This window comes from Bradyrhizobium sp. CCBAU 11361 (genome assembly GCF_028128935.1).
In the GTDB taxonomy this organism is placed as follows: Bacteria; Pseudomonadota; Alphaproteobacteria; order Rhizobiales; family Xanthobacteraceae; genus Bradyrhizobium; species Bradyrhizobium niftali.
Genome location: NZ_LBJZ01000196.1, coordinates 51,620 through 68,061 on the forward strand (window position 1 = coordinate 51,620; position 16,442 = coordinate 68,061).

The following is a 16,442-nucleotide window of genomic DNA, read 5'->3' on the forward strand; positions in this document are numbered from 1 at the left end:
GGACCGCAAAAGCCACCACCGAGCCGCCTTCCCGCATGTCCAAGCCGCTGATCTCCGCACTGGCCCAGTTCGTGGCCGCCACGGCCGGCCGCAACATGACCAAGGCGGCCTATGTGGCGGTCGGTGTCGGCGTGCTCAGCATGGTGCTGCTGACGGTTGGCCCGGCCTATGAGACGGCGCCCCGCTGGGTCGATGCCCTGCTCTGGGCCTGCCTCGCCTATTTCGTGTTCGAATGGGTCGTCCGGCTGCGCCACATGAGGCGAACCGAGCGCCTTGCGCTGTACATGTCCTCCTCCGCCGGCATCGTCGATGCGATCGGAGCGCTGGCCGTGCCGGTCGCGCTGATGCTCGGCGTCGAGCTCCGGACGGCCTGGCTGCTCAGCGTGCTCTGGGTGCTGAAGGTGGTGCCGGGCATTCCGGGCCTGCGCCAGCTGCGCCGCGTCCTGGTGCTGGAATCGGGGCCGCTGGTCAGCGTGCTCGTGATCTTCCTGATGGTGGTTTTCCTCGCCTCCGTCGCCGAATATTTCCTGGAGCGGGACGTGCAGCCGCAGACCTTCGGCAGCGTGCCGGCGGCGCTGTGGTGGGCGGTGGTGACCTTGACGACGACCGGCTATGGCGACGTCGTGCCGGTGACGCCTCTGGGACGCATGGTGGCGGCGCTGGTGATGATCTCCGGCCTCGGCGTGTTCGGCCTCTGGACCGGTATCCTGGCCACCGGCTTTGCCGCGGAGACCCGGCGCGACAATTTCCTCAAGACCTGGGAATCCGTCAGCAAGGTGCCGTTCTTCGCAGCGCTTGGACCGGCGGCCATCGCCGACGTCACCCACATGCTGCGCACTATGGAGCTGCCGGCGCGCACCATGATCATCCGCAAGGGCGCGCAGGGCGACTGCATGTATTTCATCGCCGCAGGTGAGGTCGAGGTCGACCTGCCCGGCAAGAAGGTGCAGCTCGGCGAAGGCGCCTTCTTCGGTGAGATGGCGCTGCTCGGCAACAACATGCGCGGCGCCAATGTCTCGACCACGAAGGTGTCGCGGCTCCTGGTGCTCGACCTCGTCGATTTCCGCGTGCTGATGGCGCGGCATCCGGATCTCGCCGAGACCATCGACGCCGAGGCGAAACGGCGCACGCTCGAGAACAAGTAAACGGAGACAAGAATGTCCGATACCGCCGAGGCGGCCAGCGGCCCCGTGCTCGACATCGACGGCGCGCGCGCCACCATCCGCCTCAACCGTCCCAAGCATCTCAACCGGCTCCAGGCGGAAGACCTCGGCGAGCTCGTCAAACTGTTCGACCGGATCGAGGCTGATCCCGCGATCCGCGTGCTAGTGCTGACCGGCACCGGGCGCGCCTTCTCGGCGGGCTATGATCTGAATTCGGTCGCCGAGCGCGCGGTGAGCGCAAACGAGCAGCAGAGCGCGGGCTCCGCCTTCGAGGCGGTCGTCAACCGGCTGGAGGATCTCGGCGTGCCGACGATCTGCCGGCTCAATGGCGGCGTCTATGGCGGCTCGACCGACCTCGCGCTCGCCTGCGATTTCCGCATCGGCGTCGACACCGCCGAGATGTTCATGCCGGCGGCGCGGCTCGGGCTGCACTATTACAGGAGCGGCATCAAACGCTACGTGACGCGGCTCGGCGTCGACAATGCCAAGAGGCTGTTCCTGACCGCGCAGAAGATCAGCGCGCCGGAGATGCTGCGCATCGGCTATCTCACCGCCATGGTGCCGGTGGAATTCCTGGACGAGGAGGTCGACAAGCTCGCCGGCGTCCTCGCCGGCAACGCGCCACAAGCGATGCGCGGCATGAAGCGCGCCATCAACGAGTTCGCCCGCGGCGAATTGGACGAACAAGCTGCCGACCAGCGCCACCGCGACAGCATGCGCGGCGACGAGATCAAGGAAGGCATCAAGGCGTTCGCAGAGAAGCGGGCGCCAAAATTCTGATCACGCCCGCTTCGACCGCATCGCGCGCACCTGCGTGAGCTTGGGATCGCGGACCAGCGCCTGGTAGCGTTTGCTGTCGACGGCGTAAATCGCGATCCGGCCCTCACTGTCGGCATGAACGCCCCAGCCAAAGCGCTTGCCGAGGCTCGACGCCCTCATGCACGCCTGCCCCCGGGAGAAGAACGCTTCACGGGCCGCACGCTTGTCCGTCTTCGTTGCCTTCACATCGAGTTCGCGTCCCGGCGCAGACGTCGCGAAGATCACGTCGTCGGACGTGTATTTGTAGGGCGCCTTGGCGATCATCTCGTATTGCAGGCACGCCACCGTCTGCTTTCCCCCGCGGAGCGGCGGCTCCTCGCCAGCACGCGCGGGACAGTCTTCAGCAACCCGGATGAAGGTGTTGAAGCAGTTGGTCGTGTGTATCATCTGCAACCCCGGATCATTCAACCACCAACAGCCGCCGCATGCTGCGATGCCATCTCCTCATCCGCCGCATTGATGCGCTCAAACGCGGGCCGCGAGGTCATGCGCTCGGCATAGCGAACGAATACATCTTTTTTCGGCACGATACCGAACATCATCGTCCAGCTGAACGCGACGCCCCACAGGACATCCGCGGCGGTCATGCGCTCGCCGAGCAGATACGGCCCCTTCGACAGTTGCGCCTCGAGCGCACCCAACATGGTGTCGTAATCGGCATAGGGCGATTGCGTAATCGGCGCCGGCTCGCGCTGCATGAACTTGTCGATCAGCGCGGCTCGAACGATGCGCCGTAATAGGCGATCCAGCGCAGATAGGGGCCGCGCAGCGGATCGTTCAGCGCGGGCGTCAATCCCGCCTGCGGAAACAAGTCGGCGAGATAGATGGTGATCGCGACCTGTTCGGTCACCAGCGCATCGCGATGGCGGATCGCCGGCACCTTGCCGAGCGGGTTGATCGCGAGATAGGCGCCCTGCCGCTGCTCGCCGGCCTTCATGTTGAGGACATGGAGATCGTAGGGAGCCCCCAGTTCCTCCAGCAGCACCCGCGTGCCGGTGGCGCGGCTTTGCGGCGAATAATACAGCGTGATGCGGTTCGGATCGGTCATGGCAGGTCTCCTCGGGCGCCGTCTGGCGGTGCGCACCTTTTAGCGATCCATACCTGACATTCTGTGTCAGGTATGGTTTAAGGGATCATGCGCGCGAGCCGGATGCTGTCGATCCTCACCACCCTCCAGGCCAGGGGGCAAATCACCGCGCCCGAGCTCGCGGAGGCCTGCGAGGTGTCGGTGCGCACGATCTATCGCGACATCGACGCACTCGCGGCATCAGGCGTCCCTGTCTATGCCGACCGCGGCGCGGAGGGCGGCTATCGCCTGCTCGGCGGCTATCGCGTGCGGCTGAACGGCCTGTCTCAGAACGAGGCGGAAGCGCTGTTCCTGACCGGGTTGCCGGGGCCGGCGGCAGCGCTCGGGCTGGATGCAGCGATGATCGCCGCGCAGAACAAGCTGATGGCGGCGCTGCCCGCCAATCTGCGCGAGGACGCCGGGCGGATGCAGGAGCGTTTTCACCTCGACGCCCCCGGCTGGTTCGGCGAGGCGGAGGAGCCAAAGCACCTGCGCGCCATTGCCGGTGCGGCCCTGCGCGGGACGCTGATCAAGATCCGCTACCAGAGCTGGCGCGCCGAGAAGCAGCGCCGCGTGGCGCCGCTCGGCCTCGTGCTGAAGGGCGGCAGCTGGTATCTCGCAGGGCAGGTCGACGGCAGCGTGCGCACCTATCGCGTCGCGCGCGTGCTCGATTGCACGGCGCTCGACGACCGCTTCGATCGTCCCGCCGATTTCGATCTCGCCGCCTATTGGCAGGCCGCGACGCTGCGCCTCGAGGCCGAGATGCATCCGAATGTCGCGATCGTGCGGCTATCGCCGTTCGGCGTGAAAATGCTCGACGCGCTGAGCCAGCCTTACGTCAGGGCACGCACGCAGATCGAAGACGCCGCCGATGCGGACGGCTGGCGCATCGCCAGAGTGCCGACCGGCAAGACGTCATGGCACGCCGCGGCCGAATTGCTGCGGCTCGGTCCCGAGGCCGAGGTGCTGGAGCCCGCCGATCTCCGCGAGACAATGGCCGAGCTGACGCAGGCAATGGCCGCGCGCTATCACGCGGCGCGGAAAGCATGACAGCGGCGCAACGCGCCGCAGCCGACGAAACAATCCTGAAACACGATTCTCGGCCGGCGCCGTGAACGCATTCGCATTTCGACCCGACGGAGATGCAGGGACACAACAACGGCCTCGCGCCATACTGGAGAATGAAGATGTTTCGTAAGCTTGCACTCGGTCTGATCGCTGCCGGCTCGCTCGGCGTTGCGGCCCTCGCCCCCACCGCCGCTTCGGCCCACGGCTTCCACCATCACTGGGGTCCCGGCTGGGGCTTCGGCGGAATCTACGTCAACACCGGCGTCAACAACTGCTACCAGGAGCGCGTCGTCCAGACCCGCCACGGCCTGCGCGTTCGCGTCGTGAATGTCTGCGCCTACGGCATCTACTGATACTTCGCGCCGTCGACAAAGCCCCGATCGCTCCGCGATCGGGGTTTTGCATTTGCCTAGCCGGCCTGCCGCTGCCGGCGAAACCAGGCCCAGGTCTCGCGGGTCGTCGCGATGTAGCCGCGGCCGCGATGGACGATCTCGCCGTCGACGATCTCGTTCAGCTTCGGCAAAGCGTGGAAGGGTATCGAGGGATAGGCGTGATGCTCGACATGGTAGGGCATATTCCACGCGAACCATTTGACGATCGCGGCGGTGTAGGTGGTGCGCGTGTTCTGGAAGGCGCTGCGGGTGCGGTCGCAGCCGGTGTGCTCGGCATAGAGATAGGGCCGCAGGAAGAACTGCCCGATGACAAGCGGCACGATCCAGACCCAGAGCAGCAGCGCTGAGGAGAACCACAGCGAGAGCGCAAGCAGCAGCGCATAGAGCGCAGCATAGGCGCGCGCCTCGCGCACGATGGTGGCGCGCTTGTTTTCGGGAATCCAGGGCACCGTGACCTTGCCGGTGACGGCATGGCCGAACATCAGCCGGAGACGGCCGGCGACCTGGAGCAGGCCGCTATAGGCGAGCGCCAGCTGCGTGTCGGATTTCGGCTTCACGCCGACAATCAGCTCCGGGTCCTTGTCCGGATCCTGGGTGTAGCGGTGATGGTCCCAGTGAAACAGGCAGTAATATTCGTAAGGCTGTCCGATGATGAAGGCCGAGGGATAGCCGACCGCAAGGTTGAGGCCACGGCTCCTGAACGCGGTCTTGTGCGCCGTCTCGTGCAACGCCATGAACAGGAAGGCGACGAAATAGCCCTGCACCGCCATCAGCGGCAGCGCCCATAACACCCCCCAGGCCGAAGAGACCTTCCAGACCAGCGCGCCGACCAGCACGACCAGGCCATAATGGCTGAGGCTTTTCGCGGCCCCCCTGAGATTGGAGCGCACCGACAATTCACGCAGCATCGCCGGCGTGAGCGGCTTCAGGCGGTGGCCCGGCTCTGAAACGGTTGCGTCAGTCATGATCGGATGCCTGTCTTACTTGCTGAGGAGATCTGCGATCTCGGCCTTGAGGAAGGCCTGGTCGGGTGGATTGTTCACGGGGTTGCCGGCGCGATGGCCGTGCAGCGACGGGATCGGATGCAGCACCGCCGATTTTGCGTTGGCCAGCCGGCCGAGCTCGTCTTCGTTGTCGCGGACGTCGAAATAGCGATCGGTGGCGCCCGGCATCAGCAGCATGTGCGCTTTGATCGCGGCGAGCGCCCGATCGAGATTGCCGCCGAATGCGCCGCAGCGGCTGATATCGCCGCGCTGCCAGATGCCGATCTGCGCCAGCAGGTCGTCGGCATCGCGCCGCGCGAACGTTGCGTCCCACCCACGGACGAGATAGTCCTCGAGCGAGCTGAAACCGGCCTCGCGCCAGAGCTCGTCGCGATAGAAGCCGTGCGACATCGCCCAGCCGGCATAGACGCGCCCCATGGCCCGATAGCCGACCGTGGGCTTCTCGACGAAACGGCCATCACGGAAGGCGGGATCGCCTGATAGCGCGGCCTTCACGCCTTCCAGGAAGACATAATTATAAGGCGCGCAGCGCGCACTGCCGCAGACCACCGCGGCGCGCTCGACCATCTCGGGATGAGAGGCGGCCCAGTGATAGGCCTGCATGCCGCCCATCGACCAGCCATAGACCAGCGCGAGCTTCGAGATGCCGAAGCGCCCGGTGAGGAGCCGGTGCTGGACCGCGATCGCGTCGTGATAGGTCAGCTCAGGGAACGGGCCAGCCGTGTTCGAGGGCGAGGACGACAGGCCGTTGCCGAACAGATTCGGGACGATGACGAAGTAGCGTTCGGGATCGAGCACGCCGCCGGGCCCGATCAGCCATTCGGTATCGTAATGCTGCGCGCTGAACGAGGTCGGGTAGAGGATGACGTTGTCTTTGGCCGGGCTCAGGGCGCCGTACGTCTTGTAGGCGAGCTTCATCGAGGGGAAGATGGCTCCGGACTGGAGCGTGACGTCGCCGGCCTCGAAGATCTCGTAGTCGCGCTGCGCCGTCATGGGACGAACTCCCGCTCACGCGGCCGCAGAACGCGCCGCTGAAATGGCGATGCATCGATCATGCCGAGCCGTTCACGCATCGTTGCGCCACGCTTAATAACTGTACAAATAGTACATATATTAGCGGGCGGCAAGATAAATCTGGTTGGCTTGCCGGCTCAGGCGATGGCTGCCAGATAGCGCGCGACAGACGCCGCGAATGCGGCCTTGGCCCCCGTGGCGATGTTGCGCCCCCACCAGGCGCCATAGATGCGGTCGAAGGCGAACGGCTCGACAACGCCGGCGATCCGCCGCACCGCGGCGGCATTGAGCGGCATGTAGTTCGGATAGGAGTACATGAAGCTGACGAAGCGGCGGTCCATCGTCACCTGCGCGATGTCGCCGGTGAGCAGCGCCCCCTTGCCGTCCGCACCCTGCCGCCAGTGCAGCATGGTCGCACCGGCGAAATGGCCGCCGCTGCGCAGCAGCACCACGTCGTCGGAGATGCGATGGCTGTCGCCGGTCCAGTGCACGATCGACGCGTGCGGTCGCGTCACCCATTCGCGGTCATCCGCGTGCAGATAAACCGGGATACCGCCGAAAGCCTCGCTCCAGTCGGCGAGCGCGCCATAATAATGCGGATGCGAGATCGCGATCGCCTTCAGTCCGCCGAGCGAGCGCACATGCGCGATCGCCTCCGGCGTTGCCAGCGGCACGCAGTCCCACATCACGCAGCCGTCTGCGAGCGGCACGAGCAAGGCGCGCTGACCGATGGCGAAGCTCGGCTCGAGTGCAAGGCCGGTCAGGCCGAGATCGTCGCGCCAGACGATGCGGTGGCGTTCCGCCAACACCTCGCGGGTGAGGAAGGTTTGCCCTTTCCAGCCGACGAATTGCCGTTCGTCCTCGCAGACCGGACAGGACACGGGCGGATCGCCGCTGGCCGGGAATTGCGCGCCGCAGGTTTCGCAGGTCCAGAGGGGCATGGCCAGGATCCGAAAGAGGCCGGGACGGAGGGACGTGACATCGCCCTACGGGGCAAGAGGGGAGAAACCAACGTTGTCAACGCAGGCTACGTTCTGGTCCACGCCGGCGCAATTGGCCGGCCATCACGATCAGTTTTGCGCTTGGCGGCTGGATCGCGGAGTGGATCGGCTACGGCCCGACCTTCCCTATGCTCGGCGGATTCGGCCTCGCTTCGACGGCGCTGTGGCTCGCGTTCGGGGCTGCGGTGAAGAAGTATCGAGGCCAGCCGCCGGACGGACGCCACGGCGCCAACTGCTTTTGCGATCCGGGCATGCCAGGCTGCGGCACCTGGTCGCGGTCTCAACGCGTCATCGCGAGTGGCTTATCCCGCAATCCGGCGCTTTTGCCGCTTGCGGCGCATCGGTCCGAAGATACAACCTGCGACATATCGCAACGAACTTTTCCTTCTCGATCGATGACCCAGCCTCAACTCTCGTTCGATGGCGACCCGAACGGCCAGGCCTATGAAAGATGGCGCGAGCAGTTTTGCCGCCAGGTGGCGAATGTCGATTTCGTGCCGGTCGGGGAAGGGCGTGTTCACCGGACCATTGCGCCGGCCATTCTTCCACGCCTCAGACTCTCGGCCTCGTTCGGCACGCCGCTGTCTTTCGTGTCACTGGGGACGAACGACGAATTGGTGATCACGATGTCGCCCAATTCGGCGTTGAGCGGGGCCATGGGAAAACGCCCGCTGGAGATCGCCGCGGGCGACATCACGATCGGCGATCCCTCGATCAAGGGCGCCCACATCACCCAGACGGCCTACGGAAATTTCCAGACCGCGCTGCTGCCGCGCAAGGCGCTGCTGCGCGCGTGCCCGAATGCCGAAGACCTGATCGCGCAGTCGATCCCCGGCGCCAATCCGATCACGTCGATGTACCTGCGATATTACGATCTCGCGCATGCCTATGCCGACAAGCTCGCGCCCGCGGAGCTCGACGCCGTCTCTCAGCATTTGTTCGACCTCGCCGTGCTGATGATCGGAGCGCGCGGCGATGTCGCCGAGGAAGCGCGCATGCGTGGCCTGGCGGCGGCGCGTCTCGAAACCCTCAAATCCGACATCCTGATGCAGCTGGGCAACTCCGCGCTGTCGCTCACCGATCTTGCAGCCGCGCACCGGGTCAGCCCGCGCACGATCCAGTTGCTGTTCGAGCAGGCCGGCATCACCTACAGCGGATTCGTGCTGGAGCAGCGATTGCTGCGCGCCGAGCGGCTGCTTCGAAATCCAAATTTGCGCACGCGCAAGATCATCGAGATCGCGCATCTTGCCGGATTTCACGACGTCTCCTACTTCCATCGCGCGTTTCGCCGCCGCTTCGGACGGACACCGGACGATGTCAGGAAGCTGGCCGGCGACGTCGGCTAGACGCCGCCGCGGTGCTGCCGCGACGACTGCTCGAGCCGAGCCGGGGCGTCACCACTTCGCCCGCCCTCACGTCCCGAAATTCTTCTGGATCGCCTTGTCGAGCGTCTCGCCGCCGACGAAGCGCTGGCGCAGCTCGCGCTTGAGCAGCTTGCCGCTCGGGTTCTTGGGCAGCGCGTCGACGAAGATGACCCGCTTGGGCACCTTGAAATGCGCCATCTGGGCGGCGCAGTGCTTGATCACGGACTCCTCGTCGAGCTTCTCGCCGCTCTTGACCACGACGATCGCGGTGACCGCCTCGATCCAGCGCGGATCGGGCAGCCCGACGACGGCAACCTCGGACACCGCCGGGATGCGGTAGACCATCTCCTCGACCTCGCGGCTCGCGACATTCTCGCCGCCGGTCTTGATCATGTCCTTGACGCGGTCGACCACGGTGATGTGGCCCTCTTCGTCGACGGTGGCGAGATCGCCGGAGTGAAACCAGCCGCCGGAGAACGCCGCCGCGGTCTTGACGGGATCGTTGTAATAGCCGGAGAGCAGATGCGGCGAGCGGTGCACGATCTCGCCGACCTCGCCGATCTTCACATCTTCCATCGCCGTATCGACCACGCGCGTCTCGACGTTCAGCACCGGCTTGCCGGCGGAGCCGGCCTTGCGCAGCTGGTCCTCGGGGCGCAGCACGGTCGCGAGCGGCGCGATTTCGGTCTGGCCGTAGAAATTCCAGAATTTTACGGCGGGCAGACGGCGCTGCAGCTCCAGCAGGACTTCCACCAAGGGTCGACAGATCGGTCTTGTCGAAATTGGGCGAGCGCAGCATCGCGATCCAGATCGTCGGCGGCGCGAAGAAGGACGTGATCCCGTGGGCCTGGATCAGCGCCAGGATGTTGTCGGCGGTCGGCTTGCCCGTGATCACGCCGGAGGCGCCGAGATAGACTTGCGGCCCCAGGAACACGTCGAGCTGGGCGCAATGATAGAGCGGCAGCGCATGCAGGAACTTGTCGTCCAGGCTCATGCCACCGTCGATGATGCAGCTGACATACTGCCACATCACCGCTTCATGGGTCAGCATCGCGCCCTTGGGCAGCGACTCCGTACCGCTGGTGTAGACGATCTGCGCGAGGTCACGGCTGTCGACCGACGCCTCCAGGAACGCGCCGTCGGCATGAAGCAGATCGTCGAAAGTGGTGAGGCCGGCCGGCGCGGTGGCGGGATCCTCGCCCGGCAGCCAGATCATCTTCTCGACCGCACAGTCCCTGGCCGAGGCGGCACGCGCGGGCTCGACGAAATCAGGTCCGGTCGCGAGCAGCTTTGCGCCGGAGCTCTTCAGGATGAAATTGATCTCGTCCGGATTGAGCATGAAGTTGATCGGCACCAAGACCGCGCCGATTCGCGCCACCGCGAAGCGGAGTGCGGCAAAGGCGTGCGAGTTGCGCGAGAGCACGGCGAGGCGATCGCCCTTCTTGACGCCGAGACCGAGCAGGCCGCGACCGAGCCGGTTGCAGATCGCGTCCATCTCGGCAAAGGTCCAGCTCACGCTGCCGCAGCTCACTGCGAGCTTGTTCGGCTCACGCCCTGCCGAACGGCGCAGGAGATCGCCAATGGAATGCTCGCGCGCTTTCGAGATGGTGGCTGCGATGTCGCCGGACATTTCCATTCCCCAAGATTTGCAATTTGCGCGAAGCGTAGTCGGCGCTGTCGGCTCCGTCAAATTCCATGCGGCCGGCGTCATGACGCAAGAACCTGGCGGCGATCGTGATGTTCATCTCCGACGTGCGCAGCCTGGGGGTGAAGCTCGCACCGGACCTTAGCCGCTCGTGGCCTTGTGCTGTTTTTCGCTTAGAGCTTGTGCCCCTTCTGCCGCAGCGCCTCGATCAGGCGCTGCTTCAGCTCGTCGGCCGCCTTCTGGCTGACGTCCTGGCCGATCTGCGTGCTCGCCTGCGCCAGCGCATCCGACTTCTCCAGAAACTTCCGTCCCGCCGGCTGGGCGTAGAACGCCTCGATCTGCCGCAGCTCATCGACGGTGAAGCTGGCGGCGTAGAGAGCCGCGATCTGATCGATCATCGAGGTGACGAACGGAGCGTAGATCTCGGAGCCAGGCGCCGTCAGCGTATCATAGTCACGCTCGATCTCCGGCCTGTCCTGGGCGACCACGGGCCTGAGCTTGAGCAGGAGCTGCGGCAGCAATACGCGGTATTGATCCGCGATCTTCAACGTGACCACCAGCTTGCGCGCCGCATTCATCGCCTCCGGCGACGGTGCCTGTGCGAAGGCGCCGCAGACCAGGAACAGGAGAGCGCCGGCGATCGTCAACAAACGTCTGGACATGAACCTCTCCGTTGGATCTCTCCGTGAGATGGCGGACTGGCGCCACGATGCTTTCAACGGCTCGCGGGCGTGGCGGCCGTAGCCGGAGCGCCTTCGACTTCGGGCTCGGGATCCTCGACCTCCGTCACCTTCACGAACAGGTTCGGCACCCGCTCGGTACGACCGAGCAGCCAGGCGGCGCCGATCATGATGACGATGCCGGCGACCGAGACGGCGAGCTGCTCCCAGACGCCCTTGGTGTATTGCGTCAGGATCCAGTGCGCGGAGAACGACAGGAACACCCCCAAGCAGAAGATCGGCAGCGAATGCTGGCCGCAGAGGATGACGGGGCGCAGCCAGGGTCTGTACAGCAACCGCCATTTGCGCGAGATGAAATAGGTGACCCAGATCGCCAGCGCCATGAAATGCGTGAAGCGCAGCATGTCGAGATCAGTCTTGTCGATCGGGTAGATCGCCTTGATCATCCATTTCGGGATCAGGGCCTCGAGCGCGGGCACGTGCCAGGTCATCACGATCAGGAGCGCGAAGACGAGCCAGGCCGCCGCGAGCGTCATCGCCGCCTTCGACCACACCCATTTCGCGATCGTCCCGATCTGGCCGATGCCGCACCAGGCCGCGAACACGAACATCAGCTGCCAGCAGAACGGGTTGAAGTACCATTTCGTGCCAGGCGGATAGGAGGCGATGTTCCAGTCGAACCAGCGCGACAGCACATAGAGCACCACGGACGCCGCAAGCGTCAGGTTCGGCCGCCGCACCAGGCACCAGACGATGAAGGGCGCGGCGAACACCAGCGCGATGTAGAGCGGCAGCACGTCGAGATTGACCGGCTTGTATTTCAGCAGGATCGCCTGCCCGATCAGCTCGTCCGGATGCGACAGGAAATTGAACACGTTGAACTCGTGCTCGTACATCGGATTGTCGAAGCGGCGCGCGGTGCGCGCGATCTGCGCCGTGAACAGCAGGAACAGCATGATGTGGGCGACGTACATCTCGGCGGCGCGCCGCCACAACCGCTTGAGCGCGGCGAGAAACCAGCCGCCCGCGATGATCGGCCCGTAGATCCAGCCGACGAGGTAGCCGGAAATGAAGACGAAGAACTCGGCGGCGTCGCTGAAGCCGTAGTTGCGCAGCGTCAGCCAGGCCACGACGTCGTGCGGGATGTGGTCGAGGAAGATCATCCACAGCCCGATGCCGCGGAACAGATCGAGCCGCAGGTCGCGCTCGACCGGCGCCAGGAGTGCCGACTGGTCTCGTGTGATCATGGCCCCGCCTCTTCCGGTGGGCGTCGCGCCATGGCGGCGCCGGCAAAATGGAATGCTAAAAAATCTGCATCAAAAGATCACCTGGCCCTGCGGCTAGCTGACTGCCAACGGTAGCCGACCCAGATGCCCGCGCAAGAGACTTCGTCATGACGGGCGGTGGTGACCGCCGCCGGGCCGCGCCGAAGCGGCGGCCGGCTCACAAAAACTTCGAAAACAACCCCATGCACAGTAGAAGCGGCGATCTAAGTCTTTGTTTTATCTAATAAATAAAGACGGCATATCGGGCCCGACAATCGCCACCGACGGTACGATCGCACGCCGGGCGGTTGAACAGCAAGATCAGGTGAGTTCGTCGCCCCGGGCGAGCATCCCGTTCAGCATCGCCTCGGCCTTCTGCTTCAGCGGCAGTGCGCCGCTGTCGGATGCGATCGCGATCGCCGCGCGGAGGGCGGCAAGGATCGCGGCCTTATTCTCTTCGCCCGCGGGCGGCGTCACCACGGCTTCGCAGCCGCGCCCCGTCATGGGCCTGTCGCACGAAAATGATCCGTTCCTTCCAGCTGCGCGCGCGAGCCGCCTGCTTGAGGCGACCGTCGCGCCCGTTGACAGGAGCGGCCGATGCCCGTGGGACTGCTGGAGGTCGAAGGCACCATCGAGGTCAGCCAGTTCTGGCCGGAGGGACGGTCTGACGCCGACACCACCAAGGTCGTGGTGAACGTCGCGCCCGATGCGATCCGCTTTCGCAAGAACGACACCTCGCCGTTCCAGTCGACCCACGTCTTCGACAACGCCAAGGTCAAGGGCCGAACCAACACGGCGCCGATCAAGAACGGCAAGCTGACCGTTCGCCTTCAGGGCATCGACGCGCCGGAGCTGCACTACCAGCCCTCGCCGCTGTCGCCCGCCGAGAAGAAGGGCCTGACGGATGCCAAGCGGCAGGCCTATCACGAGGTCACGCACCCCTACCGGCAATTCCTCGGCGCGACGTCGAGCAAGGCGCTGCATGATTTCCTCAGCCGTGCCGGCGGACCGACGCTGGCCTGCCGGGTGTTCACCCATGTCGATGCGCCGAACGAGGTGTTCGACACCTATGGACGACTGGTTGGCGACATCGAGGTGACGGTCGCGAACCGGACGGTCGACATCAACCACTGGCTGGTCGAGCAGGGCTTTGCCTATCCGACGTTCTACTCCTCGATGAACGACGACGAGATCAAGGCCTTCCTCGCCCTCGCCAAGACCGCGCGAACCAAGAAGCTGCTGGTCTGGAAGCATCTCGCCAGAACCATTCCCGCGTTCGACTTCGACCTGCGCGAGCCCAGGAAGAACGAGACAGATGTGCTCGCGACCGACAAGGGCCCGGTGATCATGCCAAAGCCCTACCGCCGCTATACCAACTGGTCGGCGCGCAAGAAGGCGAAGGTAACCAGCCAGAATTTCCAGAAGTTCCTGGGCGAAGGCTCCGGCGGCAAGCCCGACACCTGCTACGCGATCGACGACTTCCTGACCAATGGCGTGCACTCGGCCACGCCGCGGAATTTCGCGGAGTTCGTCGAGGGCGGGAAGGCGATCAAGTTTCAGCCGGAAGGGCTGGTGTTCGGGGAGGCGCCGTCGAGCCTGGTCGGAGCGGACGGCAAGCCCATCGTCCATTTCTGACGATTGCCTGTCGCCAAAGCAAAAATGGCCCGCTCAATGCGGGCCATTTTCTCATCCAAAGCTGTGAGAATCCGAACGTGGCCTTCAGCGACGTCGGACCGCCGGATCACCCGTCGCGTCAGCGAAGACCGCCGGTGACGTGAAGCGTCTCGCCCGTGACGTAGGACGCCTCGTCCGAGGCGAAGAAGGCCACCGCGGCAGCGATCTCCTCAGCCTTGCCGATCCGGCCAAGCGGGGTGACGGATTCGATCCAGTTGCGCATGTCGCCCTCGTGCAGGCCGGCCGACACCACGCCTTCGGTGGCGATCATGCCTGGATTGACGGCGTTGACACGGATCTTGCGCGGCGCCAGCTCCTTCGCCAGCACGGCGGAGATCGCATCCACCGATGCCTTCGTCGCGGTGTAGACGGCGGTGTTCGCCGGCGCGATGGTCGATACGCCGGAGCTGATGTTGATGATGCTCCCGCCATTGGCGTTGAAGTGCTTCGACGCTTCACCCGAGACCAGGAGAAGGCCGAGCACGTTGAGGTCGAAATGCCTGTGGAAATGCTCGGGCGTGATGGACTCGAGCGGCGCGAATTCGTAGACGCCCGCGTTGTTGACGAGGATGTCGATCGCACCGAACGCCTTCACGGTCTCCGCGACGGCGCTTTTCACGTCCTTGGCGTCGGCGAGATTACCGCGGACTGCGACGGCCTTGCCACCCTTGGCGATGATTGCGGCGACCACGCGGTCGGCGGCCTCTTTGCTGGCGCTGTAGTTGACGGCGACCGCCGCCCCCTCGGCCGCGAGCCGGGCGGAGATTGCGGCACCGATGCCTTTGGATGCGCCGGTCACGAGCGCAACTTTTCCTTCGAGTCTCTTGGTCATCGCATGTCTCCATTGTTCGGCAGGATGCCGATATTCAATAGTTCAATACTAATGAACTATTGGACCAGTTCAAGGGACGTGCTATATTTTGGGCATGGCGCAGTTCGTTCACCCGGCGCGGGAGGAGATTACACTGGCCGGGGTGCTCGGCGCCCTCGCGGATCCCATGCGCCTGCGTATCGTCAAGAGTCTGGCCGCGCAGAAGGATTGCATGTCGTGCACCGAGGCGGCGCCTTGCCCCGATATGGCGAAGTCGACCCTGTCGAACCATTTTCGCATTCTGCGGGAGGCCGGCCTGGTCCGGACGTCAAAGCAAGGCGTCCAGCACCGCAACGTCCTGCGCGAGGAGGACATCAACACGCGGTTTCCGAAACTGCTCAAGATGATCCTGAGCTTTCCGGACTGAGGGCATTCGCGCTGAAGGCACAGGTGTAGCCGCCGTCCCTGCGCCGACCTGCTAAGGCTGCAAGACGTGCTGCTCCGCGCGCGTGACCGAGCCTCCCAGCAGGCAACCGACGGGCCTACTGCCCGCGAAGCCGAGGCGCACCCGGATCTCGGACAACGCTCCCATCGCGCGGCCCTGCATGATGGTGATCCGCTTGCTGTTGGGTTCGACCAGTTCGTTCTTGAGCAGTCCGAACGCAAGCGCCGCGGCGGCAATGCCGGTGGCAGCATCTTCCGGGTAACCGGACGACTTTGGAAACTGCCGCGCCTCGAAACGCCGTTCGCCCTGATGGTCGATGGCGTAGGGGTAGAGTCCGGTGGACCCGATCCGTCCACAGCACGCCTCGATCTGCGCCGGGTCCGGCACCAGTTCGTTGAGCTCGCGGACGCCCTTGATCGGGATGAGCGTCTTCACGCGCGAGGTGACGGCGTTCTGCACGGGTAGGTCAAGCAGATCGCGGCGCGACAGCTTGAGCGTCGACAGAACGTCCTCCTCTTCGGCAGGCGAGAGATCAACGACCTTGCCGACGGGCTGGCTGATCTCGACGGACGGTTCGCCCGAGGCCGCACGGTCGACATAACCCGTCACCGATCCACTGCGCGTCTCGATGCGGACCTGTTCGCCCGGCAAGCGCCCCTTGGTCGCGAGGACCCAGAGGGCGCCAATCGTCGCATGACCGCACATCTCCATCTCGTGCCGCGGAACCCAGAACCGGAAGACGTAGTCGGAGTCAAGTCCGGGCGCCGGCAGAACGAAGCCCGACTCATGCCCAAAGTGCCGGGCCACCGACTGCATTCCCGCAGGCTGAAGGCGCGACGCGTCGACGACGATCGGGCACGGATTGCCGCCCCGCCCCATGTGGGTGAACACATTGACAAGCTCGACCTCGGTCATCGGATAGCTCACTTCAAGGAAAGCAGGACAGCGATGGTATAGCTGTCGCAGCGACATCCGAGAAAGCCGATTTTGTCGAGCAGCGCGGCACGATTAAAGGGGCCCCCGTGCAGTCA

17 protein-coding genes and 2 pseudogenes are annotated in these 16,442 nt (G+C 64.9%); 7 read left to right on the forward strand and 12 right to left on the reverse strand.

The window, feature by feature from the left end:
- The first annotated feature begins 35 nt into the window (after positions 1-35).
- Both XI08_RS37085 and XI08_RS37090 read left to right on the forward strand, forming a co-directional pair.
- A complete protein-coding gene (locus tag XI08_RS37085; protein WP_027543360.1) occupies positions 36-1,145 on the forward strand; it encodes a cyclic nucleotide-gated ion channel in 1,110 nt (369 codons plus the stop codon).
- 12 nt (positions 1,146-1,157) lie between these two features.
- Positions 1,158-1,943 (forward strand): enoyl-CoA hydratase/isomerase family protein, encoded by a 786-nt coding sequence (locus XI08_RS37090; protein WP_271578208.1) that lies wholly within the window; start codon positions 1,158-1,160, stop codon positions 1,941-1,943.
- Here the strand turns inward: XI08_RS37090 and XI08_RS37095 are convergent, their stop codons facing one another.
- Both XI08_RS37095 and XI08_RS37100 read right to left on the reverse strand, forming a co-directional pair.
- Entirely contained in the window at positions 1,944-2,369 is a 426-nt protein-coding gene (locus XI08_RS37095) for a DUF6157 family protein (RefSeq protein WP_271578209.1), read from the reverse strand.
- Positions 2,370-2,386: 17 nt separating this feature from the next.
- Positions 2,387-3,030 (reverse strand): annotated as a pseudogene (locus XI08_RS37100) (glutathione S-transferase family protein).
- 87 nt (positions 3,031-3,117) lie between these two features.
- Between XI08_RS37100 and XI08_RS37105 the strand changes: the two are divergent.
- Positions 3,118-4,098, forward strand: coding sequence for a helix-turn-helix transcriptional regulator (locus XI08_RS37105; protein ID WP_271578210.1), 981 nt, complete (start codon positions 3,118-3,120; stop codon positions 4,096-4,098).
- A 137-nt stretch (positions 4,099-4,235) separates the two neighbouring features.
- The gene (locus XI08_RS37110) at positions 4,236-4,469 is read left to right on the forward strand and encodes a hypothetical protein (protein WP_027543365.1); all 234 of its coding nucleotides are present in this window, start codon (positions 4,236-4,238) and stop codon (positions 4,467-4,469) included.
- Between the two features lie 56 nt (positions 4,470-4,525).
- On the opposite strand, the gene XI08_RS37115 is transcribed toward XI08_RS37110, so the two are convergent.
- From XI08_RS37115 to XI08_RS37125, 3 genes are all read right to left on the reverse strand, one after another.
- The gene (locus XI08_RS37115; RefSeq protein WP_271578211.1) at positions 4,526-5,473 is read right to left on the reverse strand and encodes a fatty acid desaturase; all 948 of its coding nucleotides are present in this window, start codon (positions 5,471-5,473) and stop codon (positions 4,526-4,528) included.
- A 15-nt stretch (positions 5,474-5,488) separates the two neighbouring features.
- A complete protein-coding gene (locus XI08_RS37120) occupies positions 5,489-6,505 on the reverse strand; it encodes an alpha/beta fold hydrolase (RefSeq protein ID WP_271578212.1) in 1,017 nt (338 codons plus the stop codon).
- 158 nt (positions 6,506-6,663) lie between these two features.
- Complete coding sequence (locus XI08_RS37125) at positions 6,664-7,467, reverse strand: MBL fold metallo-hydrolase (protein WP_271578213.1); 804 nt, start codon at positions 7,465-7,467, stop codon at positions 6,664-6,666.
- A 455-nt stretch (positions 7,468-7,922) separates the two neighbouring features.
- Here XI08_RS37125 and XI08_RS37130 point away from each other — a divergent pair, with 455 nt between their 5' ends.
- Positions 7,923-8,873, forward strand: a complete 951-nt coding sequence (locus XI08_RS37130) for a helix-turn-helix transcriptional regulator (protein WP_271578214.1) — start codon at positions 7,923-7,925, stop codon at positions 8,871-8,873.
- A gap of 66 nt (positions 8,874-8,939) precedes the next feature.
- On the opposite strand, the gene XI08_RS46475 is transcribed toward XI08_RS37130, so the two are convergent.
- The 5 genes and pseudogenes from XI08_RS46475 to XI08_RS37150 form a co-directional block, all read right to left on the reverse strand.
- Entirely contained in the window at positions 8,940-9,467 is a 528-nt protein-coding gene (locus XI08_RS46475) for an AMP-binding enzyme (RefSeq protein WP_442869901.1), read from the reverse strand.
- Positions 9,456-10,602, reverse strand: a pseudogene (locus XI08_RS46480) (AMP-binding protein); the annotation flags it as partial. The gene XI08_RS46475 and the pseudogene XI08_RS46480, both read right to left, overlap by 12 nt.
- Positions 10,603-10,709: 107 nt before the next feature.
- Complete coding sequence (locus tag XI08_RS37140) at positions 10,710-11,198, reverse strand: DUF2059 domain-containing protein (RefSeq protein WP_271578215.1); 489 nt, start codon at positions 11,196-11,198, stop codon at positions 10,710-10,712.
- 53 nt (positions 11,199-11,251) lie between these two features.
- Positions 11,252-12,463: an OpgC domain-containing protein gene (locus tag XI08_RS37145; protein ID WP_271578216.1), complete on the reverse strand. Its 1,212-nt coding sequence runs from the start codon at positions 12,461-12,463 to the stop codon at positions 11,252-11,254.
- Positions 12,464-12,802: 339 nt separating this feature from the next.
- The gene (locus XI08_RS37150; RefSeq protein WP_271578217.1) at positions 12,803-12,985 is read right to left on the reverse strand and encodes a hypothetical protein; all 183 of its coding nucleotides are present in this window, start codon (positions 12,983-12,985) and stop codon (positions 12,803-12,805) included.
- 93 nt (positions 12,986-13,078) lie between these two features.
- Between XI08_RS37150 and XI08_RS37155 the strand changes: the two genes are divergently transcribed.
- Positions 13,079-14,116 carry a thermonuclease family protein gene (locus XI08_RS37155; protein WP_271578218.1) on the forward strand — a complete coding sequence of 346 codons (1,038 nt, stop codon included), beginning with the start codon at positions 13,079-13,081 and terminating at the stop codon, positions 14,114-14,116.
- Positions 14,117-14,234: 118 nt separating this feature from the next.
- Here the strand turns inward: XI08_RS37155 and XI08_RS37160 are convergent, their stop codons facing one another.
- A complete protein-coding gene (locus XI08_RS37160) occupies positions 14,235-14,987 on the reverse strand; it encodes an SDR family NAD(P)-dependent oxidoreductase (RefSeq protein ID WP_271578219.1) in 753 nt (250 codons plus the stop codon).
- Between the two features lie 94 nt (positions 14,988-15,081).
- On the opposite strand from XI08_RS37160, the gene XI08_RS37165 reads away from it, so the two are divergent.
- On the forward strand, positions 15,082-15,393 hold the full coding sequence (locus tag XI08_RS37165) for an ArsR/SmtB family transcription factor (protein WP_271578358.1): 312 nt from the start codon (positions 15,082-15,084) through the stop codon (positions 15,391-15,393).
- Positions 15,394-15,444: 51 nt separating this feature from the next.
- Here XI08_RS37165 and XI08_RS37170 read toward each other — a convergent pair whose 3' ends face one another.
- The gene (locus tag XI08_RS37170; protein WP_271578220.1) at positions 15,445-16,326 is read right to left on the reverse strand and encodes a PhzF family phenazine biosynthesis protein; all 882 of its coding nucleotides are present in this window, start codon (positions 16,324-16,326) and stop codon (positions 15,445-15,447) included.
- Between the last annotated feature and the right edge of the window lie 116 nt (positions 16,327-16,442).

What these genes read in the sequence shown, in the direction of transcription:
- XI08_RS37085 (WP_027543360.1), top strand. Translation starts at nt 36, where the DNA reads ATGTCCAAGCCGCTGATCTCCGCACTGGCCCAGTTCGTGGCCGCCACG.
- XI08_RS37090 (WP_271578208.1), top strand. Translation starts at nt 1,158, where the DNA reads ATGTCCGATACCGCCGAGGCGGCCAGCGGCCCCGTGCTCGACATCGAC.
- XI08_RS37095 (WP_271578209.1), bottom strand. Translation starts at nt 2,369, where the DNA reads ATGATACACACGACCAACTGCTTCAACACCTTCATCCGGGTTGCTGAA.
- XI08_RS37105 (WP_271578210.1), top strand. Translation starts at nt 3,118, where the DNA reads ATGCGCGCGAGCCGGATGCTGTCGATCCTCACCACCCTCCAGGCCAGG.
- XI08_RS37110 (WP_027543365.1), top strand. Translation starts at nt 4,236, where the DNA reads ATGTTTCGTAAGCTTGCACTCGGTCTGATCGCTGCCGGCTCGCTCGGC.
- XI08_RS37115 (WP_271578211.1), bottom strand. Translation starts at nt 5,473, where the DNA reads ATGACTGACGCAACCGTTTCAGAGCCGGGCCACCGCCTGAAGCCGCTC.
- XI08_RS37120 (WP_271578212.1), bottom strand. Translation starts at nt 6,505, where the DNA reads ATGACGGCGCAGCGCGACTACGAGATCTTCGAGGCCGGCGACGTCACG.
- XI08_RS37125 (WP_271578213.1), bottom strand. Translation starts at nt 7,467, where the DNA reads ATGCCCCTCTGGACCTGCGAAACCTGCGGCGCGCAATTCCCGGCCAGC.
- XI08_RS37130 (WP_271578214.1), top strand. Translation starts at nt 7,923, where the DNA reads ATGACCCAGCCTCAACTCTCGTTCGATGGCGACCCGAACGGCCAGGCC.
- XI08_RS46475 (WP_442869901.1), bottom strand. Translation starts at nt 9,467, where the DNA reads ATGGAAGATGTGAAGATCGGCGAGGTCGGCGAGATCGTGCACCGCTCG.
- XI08_RS37140 (WP_271578215.1), bottom strand. Translation starts at nt 11,198, where the DNA reads ATGTCCAGACGTTTGTTGACGATCGCCGGCGCTCTCCTGTTCCTGGTC.
- XI08_RS37145 (WP_271578216.1), bottom strand. Translation starts at nt 12,463, where the DNA reads ATGATCACACGAGACCAGTCGGCACTCCTGGCGCCGGTCGAGCGCGAC.
- XI08_RS37150 (WP_271578217.1), bottom strand. Translation starts at nt 12,985, where the DNA reads ATGACGGGGCGCGGCTGCGAAGCCGTGGTGACGCCGCCCGCGGGCGAA.
- XI08_RS37155 (WP_271578218.1), top strand. Translation starts at nt 13,079, where the DNA reads ATGCCCGTGGGACTGCTGGAGGTCGAAGGCACCATCGAGGTCAGCCAG.
- XI08_RS37160 (WP_271578219.1), bottom strand. Translation starts at nt 14,987, where the DNA reads ATGACCAAGAGACTCGAAGGAAAAGTTGCGCTCGTGACCGGCGCATCC.
- XI08_RS37165 (WP_271578358.1), top strand. Translation starts at nt 15,082, where the DNA reads ATGGCGCAGTTCGTTCACCCGGCGCGGGAGGAGATTACACTGGCCGGG.
- XI08_RS37170 (WP_271578220.1), bottom strand. Translation starts at nt 16,326, where the DNA reads ATGACCGAGGTCGAGCTTGTCAATGTGTTCACCCACATGGGGCGGGGC.